The 16,837-nt window shown below is 51.0% G+C and carries 15 protein-coding genes and 3 tRNA genes; 7 read left to right on the top strand and 11 right to left on the bottom strand.

Annotated elements, in window-relative coordinates; genetic code table 11:
- Nucleotides 1-72: 72 nt before the first annotated feature.
- Entirely contained in the window at nucleotides 73-1,719 is a 1,647-nt protein-coding gene (locus tag ACH5Y9_RS15445; protein ID WP_445366724.1) for a SulP family inorganic anion transporter, read from the bottom strand.
- 326 nt (nucleotides 1,720-2,045) lie between these two features.
- On the opposite strand from ACH5Y9_RS15445, the gene ACH5Y9_RS15440 reads away from it, so the two are divergent.
- A complete protein-coding gene (locus tag ACH5Y9_RS15440) occupies nucleotides 2,046-4,619 on the top strand; it encodes a YbcC family protein (RefSeq protein ID WP_445366723.1) in 2,574 nt (857 codons plus the stop codon).
- The gene (locus ACH5Y9_RS15435; protein ID WP_445366722.1) at nucleotides 4,616-6,493 is read left to right on the top strand and encodes a proton-conducting transporter transmembrane domain-containing protein; all 1,878 of its coding nucleotides are present in this window, start codon (nucleotides 4,616-4,618) and stop codon (nucleotides 6,491-6,493) included. The genes ACH5Y9_RS15440 and ACH5Y9_RS15435 overlap by 4 nt, the downstream gene beginning before the upstream one ends.
- A gap of 468 nt (nucleotides 6,494-6,961) precedes the next feature.
- Here ACH5Y9_RS15435 and ACH5Y9_RS15430 read toward each other — a convergent pair whose 3' ends face one another.
- The 5 genes from ACH5Y9_RS15430 to ACH5Y9_RS15410 all read right to left on the bottom strand — a co-directional run bounded on the left by ACH5Y9_RS15430 (nucleotide 6,962) and on the right by ACH5Y9_RS15410 (nucleotide 12,209).
- Nucleotides 6,962-7,429, bottom strand: coding sequence for a hypothetical protein (locus ACH5Y9_RS15430; protein ID WP_445366721.1), 468 nt, complete (start codon nucleotides 7,427-7,429; stop codon nucleotides 6,962-6,964).
- A gap of 234 nt (nucleotides 7,430-7,663) precedes the next feature.
- Complete coding sequence (locus tag ACH5Y9_RS15425) at nucleotides 7,664-9,391, bottom strand: protein kinase domain-containing protein (RefSeq protein WP_445366720.1); 1,728 nt, start codon at nucleotides 9,389-9,391, stop codon at nucleotides 7,664-7,666.
- 28 nt (nucleotides 9,392-9,419) lie between these two features.
- A complete protein-coding gene (locus ACH5Y9_RS15420; protein ID WP_033157953.1) occupies nucleotides 9,420-9,707 on the bottom strand; it encodes a hypothetical protein in 288 nt (95 codons plus the stop codon).
- 78 nt (nucleotides 9,708-9,785) lie between these two features.
- Nucleotides 9,786-11,261 carry a NarK family nitrate/nitrite MFS transporter gene (locus ACH5Y9_RS15415; RefSeq protein WP_445366719.1) on the bottom strand — a complete coding sequence of 492 codons (1,476 nt, stop codon included), beginning with the start codon at nucleotides 11,259-11,261 and terminating at the stop codon, nucleotides 9,786-9,788.
- A gap of 606 nt (nucleotides 11,262-11,867) precedes the next feature.
- Nucleotides 11,868-12,209: a zinc ribbon domain-containing protein YjdM gene (locus ACH5Y9_RS15410; protein WP_445366718.1), complete on the bottom strand. Its 342-nt coding sequence runs from the start codon at nucleotides 12,207-12,209 to the stop codon at nucleotides 11,868-11,870.
- Nucleotides 12,210-13,079: 870 nt separating this feature from the next.
- Between ACH5Y9_RS15410 and ACH5Y9_RS15405 the strand changes: the two genes are divergently transcribed.
- From ACH5Y9_RS15405 to ACH5Y9_RS15385, 5 genes are all read left to right on the top strand, one after another.
- Entirely contained in the window at nucleotides 13,080-13,271 is a 192-nt protein-coding gene (locus ACH5Y9_RS15405; RefSeq protein ID WP_033157950.1) for a hypothetical protein, read from the top strand.
- Between the two features lie 161 nt (nucleotides 13,272-13,432).
- Nucleotides 13,433-13,624: a carbon storage regulator CsrA gene (csrA, locus tag ACH5Y9_RS15400; RefSeq protein ID WP_020482891.1), complete on the top strand. Its 192-nt coding sequence runs from the start codon at nucleotides 13,433-13,435 to the stop codon at nucleotides 13,622-13,624.
- 10 nt (nucleotides 13,625-13,634) lie between these two features.
- Nucleotides 13,635-13,725: transfer RNA gene (locus tag ACH5Y9_RS15395), tRNA-Ser, on the top strand.
- Between the two features lie 56 nt (nucleotides 13,726-13,781).
- Nucleotides 13,782-13,858 (top strand) — tRNA-Arg (locus ACH5Y9_RS15390).
- Nucleotides 13,859-13,881: 23 nt separating this feature from the next.
- Nucleotides 13,882-13,957, top strand: a tRNA-Asn gene (locus tag ACH5Y9_RS15385).
- Between the two features lie 207 nt (nucleotides 13,958-14,164).
- Here the strand turns inward: ACH5Y9_RS15385 and ACH5Y9_RS15380 are convergent.
- The 5 genes from ACH5Y9_RS15380 to ACH5Y9_RS15360 are packed head-to-tail and all read right to left on the bottom strand — an operon-like array spanning nucleotide 14,165 to nucleotide 16,742.
- A complete protein-coding gene (locus ACH5Y9_RS15380) occupies nucleotides 14,165-14,395 on the bottom strand; it encodes a helix-turn-helix transcriptional regulator (protein WP_445366717.1) in 231 nt (76 codons plus the stop codon).
- Nucleotides 14,396-14,408: 13 nt separating this feature from the next.
- The gene (locus ACH5Y9_RS15375) at nucleotides 14,409-14,876 is read right to left on the bottom strand and encodes a FlhC family transcriptional regulator (protein ID WP_445366716.1); all 468 of its coding nucleotides are present in this window, start codon (nucleotides 14,874-14,876) and stop codon (nucleotides 14,409-14,411) included.
- Between the two features lie 12 nt (nucleotides 14,877-14,888).
- Nucleotides 14,889-15,482 carry an STAS-like domain-containing protein gene (locus ACH5Y9_RS15370; RefSeq protein ID WP_445366715.1) on the bottom strand — a complete coding sequence of 198 codons (594 nt, stop codon included), beginning with the start codon at nucleotides 15,480-15,482 and terminating at the stop codon, nucleotides 14,889-14,891.
- 32 nt (nucleotides 15,483-15,514) lie between these two features.
- Nucleotides 15,515-16,132, bottom strand: coding sequence for a FlhC family transcriptional regulator (locus ACH5Y9_RS15365; RefSeq protein WP_445366714.1), 618 nt, complete (start codon nucleotides 16,130-16,132; stop codon nucleotides 15,515-15,517).
- Entirely contained in the window at nucleotides 16,113-16,742 is a 630-nt protein-coding gene (locus ACH5Y9_RS15360) for a flagellar transcriptional regulator FlhD (protein ID WP_020481840.1), read from the bottom strand. Before ACH5Y9_RS15360 ends, ACH5Y9_RS15365 begins: the two co-directional genes overlap by 20 nt.
- Nucleotides 16,743-16,837 lie beyond the last annotated feature (95 nt).

The following is a 16,837-nucleotide window of genomic DNA, read 5'->3' as shown; positions in this document are numbered from 1 at the left end:
GTTAAGGTGTGGTGCTGAGGACGGCTGGGGCGTCACGCGACTGTTGTTGCTGTCGCGTGGGCCTAAGCTGGGTCAAAGTGCTATTTTTCGGCGTGCCGCGAGATGATGGTCGGAATAACTTTCGTGATCGTCCAAGCCGACGATTTGGCAGCGGCCGCCGGCTTGGTTGTAATCTTCGGCAAAGTGGTGGATGAATTCCATGACCGTATGGTCGATTAAATTGGCTTCGGTCAAATCAAAAAATACCGTTTTCCGTTGCGGAAAATCGGCCAGCAAGCTTTTCAAGGTGATGAAGTTGGAAAACACCGCTGCGCCGGATACCGCAATATGATGGGTATCGGCATCGGTTTGACGCACATGAAAAGCCATCGAAAAGGCGTTGCGCAGCTTGAGGCCACGGCTGACGTGGATCGCCAATTCCACGCCGATGCCGATTGCCACGCCAACCAGCAAGTCGGTCGCCAACACACCGAGAATCGTGATGACGAAGACGGCAAAATTATCCACACCCACGGCCAGGGTTTTCGCAAATTCTTTGGGTGAGGCCAAGCGAAAACCGGTGAACACTAACAGGGCAGCCAGAGCCGACAACGGGATTTCGTGAATCAGTTTGGGAAACAGCGCCACGAAGATTAGCAGAAATAAACCATGAAAGAAGTTGGACCAGCCGGTTTTCGCACCGTTGTTGATGTTGGCGGAGCTACGGACAATCTCGGCAATCATCGGTAAACCGCCGCACATGCCGGCAATCACGTTGCCGATACCGACTGCGGTTAAATCGCGATTCAGGTTGGAGCTGCGCTTAAACGGGTCGAGTTTGTCCACGGCCGAGGCGCTTAACAAACTTTCCAGGCTACCGACCAGCCAGATGGTTAATACCGCCAGCCAGAATTCGCCGGTGGCGATTTTGGAAAAGTCGGGCAGATAAAAGCCGGCCAGAAAATGTTCCGGTACCGCTACCAAAAATGACGGGCCAACGCTGAATTCATGGTGCGGCAGAATCGCGGCATCCGGCAAAAACAGGTATTGGTGGATATGGTCTAAATCAAAATACTGACCCAAGGCTAAGCCGAGTAATACCACCAGCAGCGGGGCGGGGATCATTTTTAAAGTGGGATGTTTGATTACCGACCAGAGTATCAACAGCAACAAGCCGAGCAAGCCGATCAGCGACACTTCCGGATTCATGTCCATCAGCGAGTGCGGGATTTCGGCGATGGTCCCCAATAGGCTTTTCGCTTCCGGTTTAACCCCCAGCAAGGTATGAATTTGCTTAGCCATGATGATGATGCCGATGGCGGCCAGCATGCCGTGTACCACGGATGAGGGGAAAAAGGCGCTGAGCTTGCCGGCCTTAAACACGCCCAGCAGCACTTGCAACACGCTGGCGATGACGATAGCGGCGAGTGTGTAGCGGTAGCCGGCCATCGCATCACCTTGGCCCAGCGCTTGAACGGCATCGACGATCACCACGATCAAACCTGCTGCCGGGCCGTTGATCGTGACATACGAGCCATTGATTCGGGAAACCACCACGCCGCCGATAATCGCGGTGATGATGCCGGACATGGGCGGAAAGCCCGACGCCATGGCGATACCCAGGCACAAAGGCAGGGCAATCAAAAATACTAAAAACCCGGATAGCAGATCGCTACGCCAGTTTTCGATTAAACCGGGGAGCCCGGATTTAGGCAAGGTGGCCGAAGAGGATGTGGTCATGGTCTTTCTCAAGTAGCCTAGGAAAACCAAAGTGCAGCGAGAAACATGCCAGTTTTGCATGAACTGCGTCAGTGCAGGTATATCAAGGGTTGTGGACGTGGTTGCTCGGAAAATGGTTGTCGATTTGATGGATTGGCCTGGTTGATTCGTCAGCTTCAACCAATTGGGTGGTTTATTTGCACCGATGGGGCTTAGCTTGGGGTTTAAATAATTAGCTGGAAACGTTGATATGCCAGGGTTTAGGGATTTGGCACGCACTATGCTGTGTGAAGCATAAGAGGCTGTTCGCCTCAACTTCTGTTTGACTAGCGAGGTTTAAGTTACAGATGTCTGCTTCTGCCCATCACAATGTTCACAAAGCTGCGTTCGATCTCAATGCGGCTATCGACCACATCGCCCATTGGCTGCCCAGCCAGGGGCCTATTAAGGATTTTATTCACCACAACACCTTGCATGCCGTGCAGGACTATCCGTTTCACGAGGGGGTGGCGGTGGCGGCTCAGGTATATGGCGCGAAAAGCTATTTGCCTTTGGCCGATTATCTGAAACGCTATGACGAAGGCCGGATCAGCGATCAAGCACTGGAATGGGCGATTACGCAGGCCAATTGCAGCGTCTATCAAGAGCAGTCGTTGCGGTCATCTTTGTTTGAGCCGGACGGTCACAGTCATTATCCGCCGCAGTCCTTGGCTAACCACGGTATCCGCACTGCTTGGCTCAATCACCTGGAAATCGACTTGAACGGTATGGTGCATCCGGTGATGTTCAGATTGTTAAGTAACTTTCTTGATCAGGGTATAAGCCGTTGGGCCATGCCCAAGCCGGACGAGCGTTTCTGGGATTGCGTGTTACGTTTGGTGCAAAACAGCCTGTTACCTCTGTATCCGTTTCATCAGCCGGTGGTGCGGCAAATGCTGGACGCCGGGCCCGATCAGGTGATTTTGAATTGTTTAAGCAAAATCGTCGGTGACGAAACCTTGTACGGCCAATATCTATTGGAAGTATTGCTGGCCCATCCCGGTTGGTCGGGGATGGTGCGGATAATCGAAACCCAGCCGAATGTGTTGCTGGCGCCACGGGCTATTTCGCTGAAAGAATTGTTAGCGGTGGAACTGGCTTGCGAGTTGGCGTTTATCGATAAAAAGCACGGAGGTCGGTTTTTACAGATCGCCCAGCTACCGAATTTACACGCTATTCCTTTACTGGAGCGCGATGCCACCCAACCCCAGGTACCGCTGAAAATGCGGGTGTGGCACGAGGCAATGGAGTGGTCGCTGCATTCTGAATTACTCATAGCCTTGCGCGAGCAAGCGCCGATTAACCCGTCGGCGGAGCAAGTGCCCAAAGTGCAGGCGCTATTTTGCATAGACGATAGGGAATGTTCGCTGCGCCGCTATCTGGAAGAAATGGATCCGGGTATTGAAACCTTCGGCGCACCGGGATTTTTTGGTATCGATTTTCTCTACCAAGGCTTGGATGATGTGTATCCGGTGGCGCAGTGTCCGGTGGTGATCAAACCCAAACATCTCATTTTGGAATCGACCGATACGCCGCAGTCCGACAAACCCGAGAAGGGCGAGTCGCTGTCGATCCTGCATTTTGGCGCGCATTCCATGTTCCGTGGTTGGCTGTATACGCAAACTTTGGGCTTGGCCTACGCCTTAAGACTGGGCTGGAGTGTGTTGCGCCCCGGTGGCCAGTTGCCGGGCATCCAAAGCTTGAGCGAAGTGGAGGCGCATGGTCATTTACATCTATTGCGGGAGAGCGACGAACCGAATGAGGACGGCTACCTGCTGGGGTTTTCGTTGATGGAAATGGCGGATAGGGTGAGCGGTTTGTTGCGCAATATCGGCCTGACTAAGCAGTTCGCGCCCTTAATCGTGGTGGTGGCCCACGGCTCCAGCAGCGTCAACAATCCGCATTTCGCCGCTTACGATTGCGGTGCTTGCTCCGGTAAGCCGGGTGCGCCCAATGCGCGGGCCTTTGCCTGGATGGCCAATCACCCGCAGGTACGAGAGATTTTGCGGGAGCGCGGCATCGATATTCCCGCCAGCACCCATTTTGTGCCGGCCTTACACAACACTAGCCGTGACGAGATCAGTTATTTCGATCAACAGGAACTGGATAAAGCCGCGCGTCACGAGTTTCACAGTTTCCAACACAGTATGCAGCATGCCTTGCAGCGCAACGCGCGCGAACGCTGCCGCTGGTTTGAATTGGGGCCGAAATCGCATAACAACGCGGAAGCGCATAGTCATGTGGTGGCGCGGGCCTCGTCGATTTTCGAGCCGCGTCCGGAATTGAATCATTCCAATAATCTGTATTGTGTGGTGGGGCGGCGCGACTTGACCCGGCATCTATTCTTGGATAGAAGGGCGTTTCTGCAATCCTACGACCCCAACAGCGATAGCGACGGTTCGATCTTGGTCAAGGTGCTGTCGGCGGTCATTCCGGTATGCGGCGGTATCAATCTGGAGTACCTGTTTTCGCGCATCGACAATTCGGTCTACGGCGCTGGCACCAAGCTGCCGCACAACGTGATCGGTCTGTTAGGCGTGGCCAACGGAGTGGAAGGCGATTTACGCACCGGCTTGCCGTCGCAAATGATTGAAGTTCATGAGCCGGCGCGCTTGCTGATGGTGGTGGAGCAAACCACCGCGATTGCCGATCAGGCTATTGCGATGTTGGGCGGCTGGCGGGAATGGTTGGATAACGAGTGGATTCGCCTGGTGGCTTGCGATCCGGTGAGCCGCGCCCTGTATTTGTACAGCAGCGATGGCTGGAAAGTGGCCGAACCCGCCGCCGGCAGGCCGTTGCCGGTTGCCAGTCACTCGGAAAAAATTATTGTCGGACAAACCCGGACCATTCCGGTCCACGCATTAGAAAGGAGACAGGCGTGAATGCTTTATTATTGGCGTGTGTGTTATTGCCATTGCTTGGATTTTTGCTGATTTTTTTCAGCCCGGACAACGAACATCGAATTGCCGCGATCAGTCTGTGGATGACCCGAATCAAAGGGGTGACTGTGCTAGGTTTACTGGCTGCATGGGCCGCCCATGGCTTTGCCAACTTTGAATATCAATGGCTGGTGTTGTATCAACACGACGATTACCAATTCCCTTTGCTGTTTTTTCTGGATCGAGTCGGCGCCGTGTATTTGTTTGTGGTGTGGGCGGTGTTCTCGGCCATTGTCAAATATTGCCGGGTTTATCTGCACCGCGAAGCGGGCTACAAACGCTTCTTTCAGGCTATTTTCGGGTTTGCCTTTGGCTTGAACCTGATCGTGCTGTCCGGCAGTATCGATATGCTGTTTGCGGGTTGGGAGATCGTCGGCATCTCCTCATTCTTGCTGATTGCCTTCTACCGGCATCGGCCGCAGCCCGTGCGCAATGCTCTGCGCGCTTACACGATTTATCGGTTTTGCGATGTCGGCTTGCTGGTCGGTACCTGGATGAGCCATTTGCTGTTTCATGAAAGCCAGCATTTTAGCCAGTTGTTGACCATGTTCGATCCCAACAATATTCCGCCCGCCGGGTATGCCTCCTTGTCGATTTTATCCTGGCTGATTATTTTGGCTGCTTCCGGTAAGTCAGCGCAGTTTCCGTTTAGTTTCTGGTTGCCTCGGGCCATGGAAGGACCGACGCCGTCCAGCGCCATATTCTACGGGGCGCTATCGATTCATCTGGGTGTGTTTTTGTTATTGCGGACCATGCCGATCTGGAGTTATCACTACCTGCCGCGTTTGATTGTGCTCAGCATCGGTGTTCTGACGGTGTTTGTCGCTACCTTGGCGGAGAAAACCCAGTCCAATATCAAAGGCCAAGTGGCTTACGCCTCCATCGCGCAAGTAGGGATTATGTTTGTCGAGTTGGCATTAGGTCTGGAAGACTTGGTGTTGCTGCACTTTATGGGTAATGCCTTTTTGCGTTGTTATCAGTTGTTGGTATCGCCATCCATTGTGGCGCATTTACTGCGGGTGGAAGGCAATGTCGATAGCGATTTTTATATTAAAAACAATGAACAACTGATGTTTTTGCCGGCGTCGATTCGCGATTCCTTGCCTGACGTATTGCAAAATACCTTGTATGTCTTTGCCTTGCAGGAAGGGCAGTTGGAATTGTTGGTGAAGAAAATCTTGTGGGAGCCCTTGAAAAACCTGGGTCGGCAGTTAAACGCGGTAAGTTTGTGGATCAAAATTTTAGCAGGCCTTGCCATGTTGGCGATCATCGCCATTGCCGCGTCCGGTATCAGTAGCGTTGCCAGAATCTATCTATCCATGCCGATCTCCCTGGCGATGGCGGTCGTGTCTTTAAGCGCATTCAGTAACAAACGCAGCCCGTTTCAGGTTTGGCACAGCGTGGCCTTGAGCAGTATTTTGGCCGGCGTGGCGGTGTGGTTGATGGTGCCTGCTGCTTGGTACGATGTCGCGTTGTTTTTCAGCGGCATCATTCCCTCCTGGGCTTTGGGCATTGTGGCGCTCAGCGTCTTGTTGAGACATTACCATTTCGCCGACGAACCTTTTGTATTTCGCGCCTTCGCCGAAACCCGGCCCGGTTGGTCGCTGATGCTATTTTTGAGTTTCTTAGGTCTGGTTGGATTTCCCATCACGCCGGCATTCTTGGGCGAGGACTTGCTCTTGTCGCATGCCAGCAGCCAACATCCCTGGTTTGCCGCGCCGATTACCGTGTCCTTTGTGATCAACGGTATCGCCATCGCCAGAGTGTATTTAAGGCTTTGCATGGGGCGGCCGGTAGAGCTAAGAGGGGCGGTTTGAGGTTTGTTGGCGCTCAACATTTACGAAGGTGGACCGACGAGAGTGGTCAGAACTGGGCTGTTGGGCTTCCTTCCTTTCAGCCCGGTTCGGAGCCTATAACGCTCGATCAAATGCTAATTGCATATCAGATGTAGGGTACGCACCGCGTACCATTTAATGGCTTTTTTGGCAGCGCAAGCCAAAAGGTACGCGGTGCGTACCCTACCGGGCTTCGGCTTTATTGATCGCAGTGGAATGGATAGCCTCTGAGATTGCAAGTCCGGGGTAGGTTTTGTGTAGCCTCGATGCAGCGTTAGCGGAATCGAGGGTGTCGGCCCATCATCAGACTAACATCGGCAAATTTTAAGGGTGGTGCCCTTCGAACCCTCGATTTCATTGAGGCTACTGACTGACTTGGAAAGACCCACTGCGCGCTAACCTAGAGCTAACCGGCGCGGGCGACCAGAGGGAGCGAATTTGAGAGCCGGGTTAGCGATTATCGTCACCTATTCCGTTCATATCCAGCCACTTGGTGCTTTTGCTGTCAATTGACAGGTTGCTATCAAGCCAAACTTCAGCTTCCCAGAACTGTCTGTCATACCACTCCATGTAGGCCCTTGATGCATCCTCTATCAGATGAAGCAGCCTTATTCTTTGGTGCTCTGGGATCGCCTGACCAGATGAAACACGCTGAAGTTGCCAAGATGCCGCACTAGGGCCACCGTGACCTGATGTCCGTAAGCTCAGCGCCACCGAGTCGACAAAAAAGAGCCATTCAAAGGAAGCGATACAGTGTGCGAAGTCCTCTTTCGATAGCAGATACAACACCGAATTTGACTGAGCATCGACCCATCTCGTATTTCGCTCTCCTTTCTTGGTGATCAAGGCTCGAGCGTGCTCGTGCTCTGATACAAAGCTGCTGACAGTCGATGCCAGTGATTCTGAAACGAATGCCATGAATGTCTTATGGATGAACGCTAACTATTGATTATCAGGCAATTTTGCCTTCGTATTGATATGCCACTGACTTTATCAGGTAGGTGTTTTATGTCAAGCCCGTGCCGTTTGGCGATGCGCATGGAGGACGATGGCTTTGAAATGTGCGATTACGCAAGCTAACAGTATCTACATTTCGAATGCCAGCAGGAACAGACCACGACATGCACACCAATTGCCTTTTTATGCAGGCCGCTATTTCCGGCTCAGCAAGAACAGTAAAACCACGCTGATCAGAAAGAACAGCGCTGTCGCGCTTTTCCAGAACAACAAAGGATTGCGTTCTATAAGCGGAATCTTGTCTTCCGCTTTGAGGAATTGCGGGTTGGGGGTGGATAGGTCGTGCAGGAATTCGGACAATTCGTCGTAGCGGGATCGTGGCGAAACGGCCGTGGCCTTTTTCAAGGCGCCGTCTATCCAGATCGGTACCATTTCGTTGCGGCGGATGCTGGGAATGTAAACCAGGCGCTCGAGATTGTGGCGATTGGGTTTTTCCGGCATGTTGGCGAATGGCAGGCTGCCGTTGAGCATTTCGTAACAGATGACGCCTAAGGAGAACAAATCCGACTTCACCGTGCCGGTTTGCCCCAGGTGATATTCCGGCGCGGTGTAGTTCAGTGTGCCGAGAATATTCTCGGTCTGATGCCGGTCAAGCGGGGTGATCTCGGCAATGCCGGCGATTTTCACTGAACCGAAATCGATGATCTTAACGCTGCCTTGGTTGGTGAGCATGATGTTTTCCGGCTTCAAATCCTGATGCAGCATTTCCATGCGATGAAAAGCGCGTAGCCCTTTGGCGATTTGTTCGATCAGGGCGCGAACTCGCTTGATCTCAGGCTTGGGGTTCTGACTGATCCATTCTCTTAAGGTTTGCCCCTCGATAAATTCGGTCACATAGTAAAGACAGCTTTTGGCGCGGTCGGATTCGAGTACCGTCAAGACGTTGGGATGGTTAAGGCGTTTGCCGGCCCATTCTTCGTGCAAAAAATGCTCGATATAATGGGTGTCGTCGTTATACAGCACCGATGGTGTTTTCAAAATCACCCGCCGGTTATGCAGCGTATCGAAGGCTTGGTAAATTTGCGTGCGCTTGCTGGCATGTAATTCCGCTTCGATCCGGTAGCCATCCAGCAGCATGCCGGGTAACAGCGGCGGCGGGAAGGGCAAGTGCCCATGGTGGCGCAATATCTCGTCTTCGCGCAGTTGCGGCAAGTCGTCGATGCAAACCAGTTGGCAGGTCACATTGTCGTCGCTGCCGTTAGCCAAGGCGGTTGTTACCAAGGCTTCGGCAAGGGTTTGCAGATCGGAATCCTGCGCGAGCAGGGCTTTTAGGTGGTGCTCGCTAATAAAATCGTGGAGCCCGTCCGAAGTCATTATGAACAAGTCGTTTTTTTCGACGGTCAGCGATTTGTAATCGACCTCCAAATGCGGCTCGATACCCATCGCCCGATTCAGATAGCTTTTGTCGTTGGACACCCAAAGCCTGTGGTCGCGCGTCAGTTGCTCCAGCCCATGTTGTCGCCATAAATAAATCCGCGAATCACCGACGTGCAGAATATGGGCGGTGTTGGATTTAAGCACCAGCACACTGAGTGTGCTCACCATACCTTTAACCGAGGCATAGCGGATTTGTCCCTGGCTGTGCAGCCAGGAGTTGGTGGCAGAGAGGATTTTTTGTCCGGCCTTGGCCACCGACCAGGAATCCGGCGTGCTGTAATAATCTTCCAAAAACGCGGTAATGCAGCAATGGCTGGCTTCCTTGCCGGCTTCACTGCCGCTCATGCCGTCCGCAATGCCCGCCACGATGCCTTTTAGGGTGAGTTGCGGTTCCTCGGGGACGACTGCCCCCCAGCAATCTTCGTTTTCGGGTTTCACACCTTTGTCGCTGTGCGAACCGAGCTTGACTGATAAGGTTTTGCCCATAGTCTGCGGATAATGGATGTTGCGCGGCTTAGCAGGTGCGGTAATGGCGCAATTCCGCCAGGCGCTGGTCCAGTTTAGTCATCAGCAAGGCTTGGTGATGGCGCAGTAACACCGAGTCGCTGGGGCGTGGGGGTAGGGTGGCTTCGATTTCGTGGTGGACCAGGGAAATGACATGCCGCCTCAAAACGGCATCTTCCGGCAAAAAAGGATGGTTTTTGGACTGGACGAAGTGGTGTTCTCCGCCGGATGCCTGGCAAGCGCAACGCCAGCAAACGATTAAAGTCAAGGCTAGGACGGCTAATAATGCTTCGATCATGGGTATTCCTCTAAATAACTCAATATTAAAAATTACTAAAACGATACTTCGGCGGATGACGCCGGAATGCTTTGCCGGTTAAACCACTTCGATCATGGCCACGGTGCCGTCTTCCATGACTTCTGCCATGTGGCCGGCGGGTTCCTCGATAAATTGCACCGCCAGTGCAACCACGACAGCCGTACCGGCGATGGTCAGAAAAAAGGCTTCCGGTGTGACGAACGACAAGACTGTTAGAAAGGTAACACCGCCCACATTGCCGTAAGCGCCGACCATGCCGGCAATTTGCCCGGTCATGCGGCGCTTGATCAAGGGCACCATCGCGTAGACCGCGCCGCATCCGGCTTGGACGAAAAATGAACATAAGAAGGTCACGGCAAACGCCAGGGCAATCGGCCATGCCGAATTGATTTGCGACATGGCGGCATAGCCCACTGCGCAACCGATCACGCACACGCTCAACGACAATTTTCGCCCGTATTTATCGCTCAGCCAGCCGCCGCCAGGCCGGGCGACCAGATTCATGAACGCGAAGCTGGATGCCAATAGGCCGGCTTGCACCGGGGTAATGCCGGTCTGTTTGAAGGTTTCGTGGAAAAACAGCGGCAGCATCGACACGACGGCGAGTTCGGAGCCGAAGGTCACCAGGTATGCCAGATCCAGAATGGCGACTTGCTTAAACTTGTATTGGTGTATCGGTTCAATGGGTTGGGTGAGATGTTCCTGATTAACGTGCACGATTTTGTACAAGTTGTAGAGAAACAATAGCCAAATCGCTATGTAAATGCCGATGGTGGTGTCACCGGATAACAACTTCATGCCGGTTGGAGACAGTTTCCAGGTCAGCAAGCTTAACGCTGCATACAAGGGAATGGTCATCAGGATGTAGAAGAACAGATCCCAGATGCTGGTGACTTCCATGGCGCCGGCTTTTTTGGGTTTGAAATACGTCGAACCTTTAGGGGTATCGCTGACGCTGAAAAAATAAATCACTGAATAGAGCAAAGCCACGATGCCGGTGCAGGCAATCGCATAACGCCAACCGTTTTCGCCGCCGAATGCCAAGGCCAATGACGGTAGGGCGATGGCGGCCGCGGCTGAACCGAAATTGCCCCAGCCGCCGTAGATGCCTTCGGCAACACCCAGTTGTCTGGCCGGGAACCATTCGCCGACCATTCGGATTCCGATGACAAAGCCGGCGCCGACGAAACCCATTAAAAATCTCGCCAGCGCCAGTTGCTGAAAGTCGTCGGCAGCGGCAAACATGAAGCAGGGAATGCTGCTGATCGCCAATAACGTAGAGTAGGTGCGTTTGGGGCCAAATTTATCCACCAAAATACCGATGGCAATCCGCGAAGGGATGGTCAATGCCACGTTTAATATCAGGATGGTTTTAATTTCGGCTTGGCTGAGTTTAAGGCTCTCGGCAATCGCCAACATCAGCGGTGCATGGTTGAACCAGACCACAAAGCTGATGAAAAACGCCAGCCAGCTCATGTGCAAAATCTGCATTTTGCCGGTAAAGCTAAAAAGATTGAGTTTGCTCGAGGACATAACTTACCTTTGAAAAGTGGAGGATAAAATGAATTCCGCTGGCCGGATCGAGCGTCGGAAATTCGTATCAAGTAGCTTGTATGTACAAGCTATTGCTCCCCTTGAAAAGGGCTTATTTACTCATGAAGTGTGGGTGTCCTGAAACGAGCGAAGGCAAGGCACAACAGACGAATAAACAGCTTGGCTGAAGTTGATCAGCCTATTTTCAACGTCGTTGTTGAAGGGAGCAGAAGGTGCAGCGTTGCACGGGCTATATGATAGCACCCATTATGCCAAAGTATTCAATTCCGCTGTTTGGCGGGAATGCGGAATGAGCCGGCTAAGCAGTTTTGCAGACCCTAATCGTGGAGGGGTTTGGCTCCGAGTATCAAAATGCCGAAGTGGGTTCAGGCCGCTTTGGCGGGTGTCTGTGAGTCACGGGTGGCGGGGGGCAATCAGCTTAGCAAGCCGGCCCTTTTTACCAGGGGTATTCCGCTCGGGCTGAGCTCGTCGAAGCCCTGGCGGGCGCGCTCTTCGATAAACTCAGTACCTTCAAGGTGTTGAGGCGAACGGTATTTTAGGGCCGGGTTATTAGAGCAACATGTGGTTTGCGGTTAGTCGGTGGGATCAGACTTTTTTCACAAATTCCGATTTCAACTTCATCGCGCCGATGCCGTCGATTTTGCAGTCGATATCGTGGTCGCCATCCACCAGGCGGATGTTTTTAACGCGGGTGCCGACTTTGACAACGAGTGAAGAGCCTTTCACTTTTAGGTCTTTGATCACGGTGACGGTGTCGCCGTCTTGCAGCAGGTTGCCGTTGGCGTCCTTGACTACTTTCGTCTCCTCGTCGCTGTCACCGGCGGCATCGGCTGACCATTCGTGGGCGCAGTCCGGGCAAATATTCATGGTGCCGTCGTTATAAGTGTATTCAGAGCCGCATTTTGGGCAGTTAGGTAAATCGTTCATGGTTGTTCCGTTGTTTTGATTAGCTGCGAGACAGCAGGTTTAATATAAAAAATCCAGATTAGCCGCATCCTTTAAACCATAAACTCCATCATGCCAGCCGGGAATAAGAGCATCGACAGGCAGTGATCACTATTTTCCAGCTATTCCGATTTACATTTAGGTTTGGCTATCAACCTTTCCGGCACCCGGCTGAAAGGTTGATTTATAAAGCAAGCGACTGTAACGAGTTCGCTGCTCGGTCTAGCGGCTGCCATTTTCTGGAATGACGAATCCTGGGTATTTAAGCTAAAGCGACGAGTATCCGGACTTTCAGTCCGGTATTGGAACCCGCTGGCTTTCTGTAGTCGAATATGTACTGTGCTTAATACCGGGATTCGACGACAAATCATAACCCGGCTTTAGGAATTATTGGTATCTCGCGCGGATTTAGTGTTGGGAAGCCGGATGCAAGCTATGTTGCTTTTTTTGCGGAACCAGAACTCATCGAAACGCGACTGGCCGACCAGTCAGAAGGTGACGGTGCGGAGAATGATAACGGTAAAAACGCATCTGTTTGGCCCATTGCCGAAAGTCTTGACATGTCGGTGTTTTAAGGTTGCGACAAATCGTCGCACTTTTTCTGGACAAAGCGATTTAAGTGCACTAGAATGCGCCCACCTTGACTTAGGTCAATACGAGCCGAAAAGCTTCGTATCTATTGGGGGAGGGAATGCGACCGTGTAACGGTACAACAATAATAAAAGCGCAAGCTATTAACCTGCTATCACAGATATCAGGCGTCCAAAAAACATAAAAATAACACCGGACGAAGCCCACTTAATCGTGGGCTTTTTTATGCGCCAATTACCATAAACCTGTTTGTTATTTCAGATGGCCGAAAAATCAGATTCGCTTCCACAAGATATTATGGAGGCAGAGCGTTTCATTGATGAACTAATGAACGACACCAAGCACCCGGTTCACAACCATGCTCATCCTTTGCACAAGGAATCGGTTAAAGCATTAGATGAGTTGATGCAGAGTCTGGATGCAATGCGCCATGAGTGGTTGTCTAAGGGATAGTTCAGAAAAACGCACGGATTTGTTTATTCTGACGTCCTAGCTGTTCGTATGCTTTTCTTTATGGCTAGCAAATATATCTTTATTTTTTCTCAAAAACGGATATAATCGTCGGTTCGAGTATGTTGCAGTAACAAAGCGCATTAATAGTGTAGGGAGATAGTATGCTTATCTTGACTCGTAGAGTAGGAGAGACCTTGATGATTGGTGACGATGTGACTGTTACAGTTCTCGGGGTAAAAGGAAATCAAGTTAGAATTGGCGTAAACGCACCAAAAGATATATCTGTTCATAGGGAAGAAATCTACGAGAGAATTAAGAAAGAGCAGTCTGAAGCAGGGAGTACGGAAGGCTGATTAAGTTATAGGAGAGATGGCCGAGAGGCCGAAGGCGCTCCCCTGCTAAGGGAGTATGTGCCAAAAGCGCATCGAGGGTTCGAATCCCTCTCTCTCCGCCACTAAATTAAAGTTTGACAAAGAATAACAAAAATAAGAAAATAAGCGGCTCAGATAAGCGCCCGTAGCTCAGCTGGATAGAGTACACGGCTACGAACCGTGCGGTCGGGAGTTCGAATCTCTCCGGGCGCGCCATTTGAGTAAATTACCGAAATTAATCCCCTGTAGCTCAGTCGGTAGAGCGGGTGACTGTTAATCACTAGGTCGGCGGTTCGAGCCCGTCCGGGGGAGCCAAATAAATCAAGGGCTTAGGTAGAAATACCTGAGCCCTTTTTTTATGCGTGGTCACTTTTATGGTCACTTTGTTTTTCTCTCAAAACCGAAAAATTTTCGGTGTGCTATCTGAAAAACGTAATTCACATAAGCAAGTGTTTTCGCCACAGTCATAGTTGCCGCCTGAAATCAAAAGATTTGTATATCTGAAAGCACTGCACTGGCTGTCTAAAGTGAACTGTCACTCTCTTTGTTTGCCCTACTTTCATAGAAAGCGTTTACTTTGCTTGCTAGCCACATTTGCGGATTCTTAATTACCGGTGGAGGTACTTCGCCAGCCTTCCTCATTCGCCAAAATTGAGTGCGAGTCACACCTAATTTCTCCAACATGTCACTGATTTTTAAGAACTCTTTTTCTTTGGTAATTTCTGTCGTCTTTTGTTCGCTTTCAGTATTCACAGGATCAACCTAATTACAAAGAGTTGTTACACACACCGCAACGCTCAGATAGATCTTCCCTCGCATTCAATAAAACCCAGGCTCGACAATTCTTGCATGTCGAAATCTGAACTTTTTTATCTTTGATGTCCTGGGCCACCACCCAAGCAGCCGAAAAGTCGAGTTGCCCGGAAGGATAGGAACGCTTGTAGGCGTCAAAAGCGCTTATCAGTGTTTGGATTTGACTGTCGGGCGATTTGTTTGAAGCAGCCCGATAGCACACGGCAAATAGCGTTACGTCCTTGTATTTCCGCCGGCTTCCAGTCAGACCACGGGTGGAAAATTTGATGGATCCTCGGCTGGGCGAACGGCCATGTAATTGTCGGTAGGTCTGCCGCAATAGCTTGATCGGAATTCCCGTTGCTTGATGCACGATTTTGACCTTGGCGTGGCGATTGAGCAGTTCAATTGCCAGGGATTGCTGCTGATATTTCTTGAGCATGAACTGCCTCCCTTATTCAATAGCGCCACTTAATCCAAGCATGGCTTCCACCATCGGTGGCGATTCTCGGTTGATGTTTTGAATAAACTGACTCGAAAATCGGGGGGTAAAACATAGCCAGTTGGAGCGGGCAATAAAATCGATGTCTTCTAAAGATAAACTTCCAACAGCCAATCGCATGGTTTCATCCGTAATGCCAAGTACCAATTCGGTCAGTACCGGGTTCTCCCGTGTGATTTCTCTGGCTTTGATGAGCCAAGTTTGATTCATGGCATAAATTTCTTCATCGCAACCCAGTTGATCGATCGCCGTCAGTTTGTCAAAGTAGACCTCGAGATTTTTGAATGCTGACTGCATCATGTTGTCGATGTGCCCCGCCATATTGACTATTTTCAGTTTCGATTTCAGATAATCGGATCCGAATTCGGCGACCAGTGGCAAAAACAATTCCTGAAAGAACCCCTGCGTGATGGTTTTGACGTCCTTAAAATCAATCGTCAGCGATTGCTGATTGGCAAAGCATTCTCGGGCCAAGCGGGCTAGATTTTTGCCATGGATTGGCTGGGGTATTTGGGAATGGGTGGCTGTGACAACAACGATATGCATGCGACTTCTCCTTAGTAGCTGATGGATCGTCTCTAACGAGCTCTTGGTTTGTTCAATGTGAGCATTTTTGATTTTGCGGAAACCCAGCGTCGCCGACCTGAGCGATCAGTCCACACCTCGCAGATAGGGCATTGACTAAATGCGGCTTCAGGGTGAATCATGCCTAGGTAACGGGCGCGGCAACGCCCGCAAAGAATGAAAACCAAATCACCCGCCGAGAGCAGGCTAATTAAATACCAAGCCCGGTTGATGTCTAACGGATAATGTTGGCTGGAGCGTGGTTGGATAAATTGCCGATCGGCTAAAATTTTGGAAGCGACGTTGCTGTAGATCTCATAGGCCGTAACCAGTAAGGTTGCACTCAGGTTCGGAGTAGAAAGTCGGTGTCTGATGTCTTCAATTATGCTTAAAAATAGCGAGGCATGAATGTTGTTGAACGCCGAGCGGATGGCCCATTGATGATCATGAGGCAGCATGCCTTGTTTGGGCGGTTGTCCTTGTACCGCTTTAGATAATTCGATGCTTTGCTTTCGGGTTAAATGGCAGAGTTGGCTGACAATCGGAGGACGTGCGCCAAGCTGGATTAGCCTTTCGGCCAATAGCAAGTCCGCGCCTATATTTGACCTGCTTTTAAAGGGCATTGGTTTCATCCGCAGTTCCAGTGATACACGGTTGGAGAAGATCCACATAGGCGACCATGGGCAAGTTGCTTGGAACATAAACAGGCAATAACTGAATCACTGCGCGACTGCTTTCGGCGTGTTCACGAAGTTGCTCCTGTGTCGTGCCGGCGAGATGGTCTATACCATTCCGATCTAATCCAAAGCGCCAGGCCGTTTCTTCAGGATTACTGCGTGCGCATTCCCTGGCTAGCATGAGATATTCGAAATTTAACCGGGCAAGATCTTCATCCAGTGTTGACATAAACGCCTCTGAGTTGATTAACGACTGTTGTCGATATGCTAGGCAGGCAACGCGGAAATGTCCCGGTCGCAAAGTGACCTGATTTGGGTCACAAACCTCCGGAACCCCCGATAGATATGATTTGGCTTTGTTGAAAATAATTGTCCTATTGCGCTGGCGACGCTTTTTTCGGCAAATAACGGACGGCCAATTTGATAACGCCAGGCTAATTGCAGGGTCCAATGAATTGAATGATCCTGAAATTCTTCTAATCTCGTTCTGCTTACCAGGGACTTTGCCTACAAGAAGTAGAGCCTTAATTGGTGTTTGACCTGAATAATTGCATTCCAAAATCATTTTTATATTGCTTATCTTGAATTTGTTATGGAGGAAATTGTTATGAATCGGCTATTCGCTAACCAGACAACTACTGCTGGTTACCTGGTTTGGGG

The organism is Methylomonas sp. BW4-1 (assembly GCF_052474385.1).
This window is presented reverse-complemented; position numbering and strand designations above follow the sequence as displayed.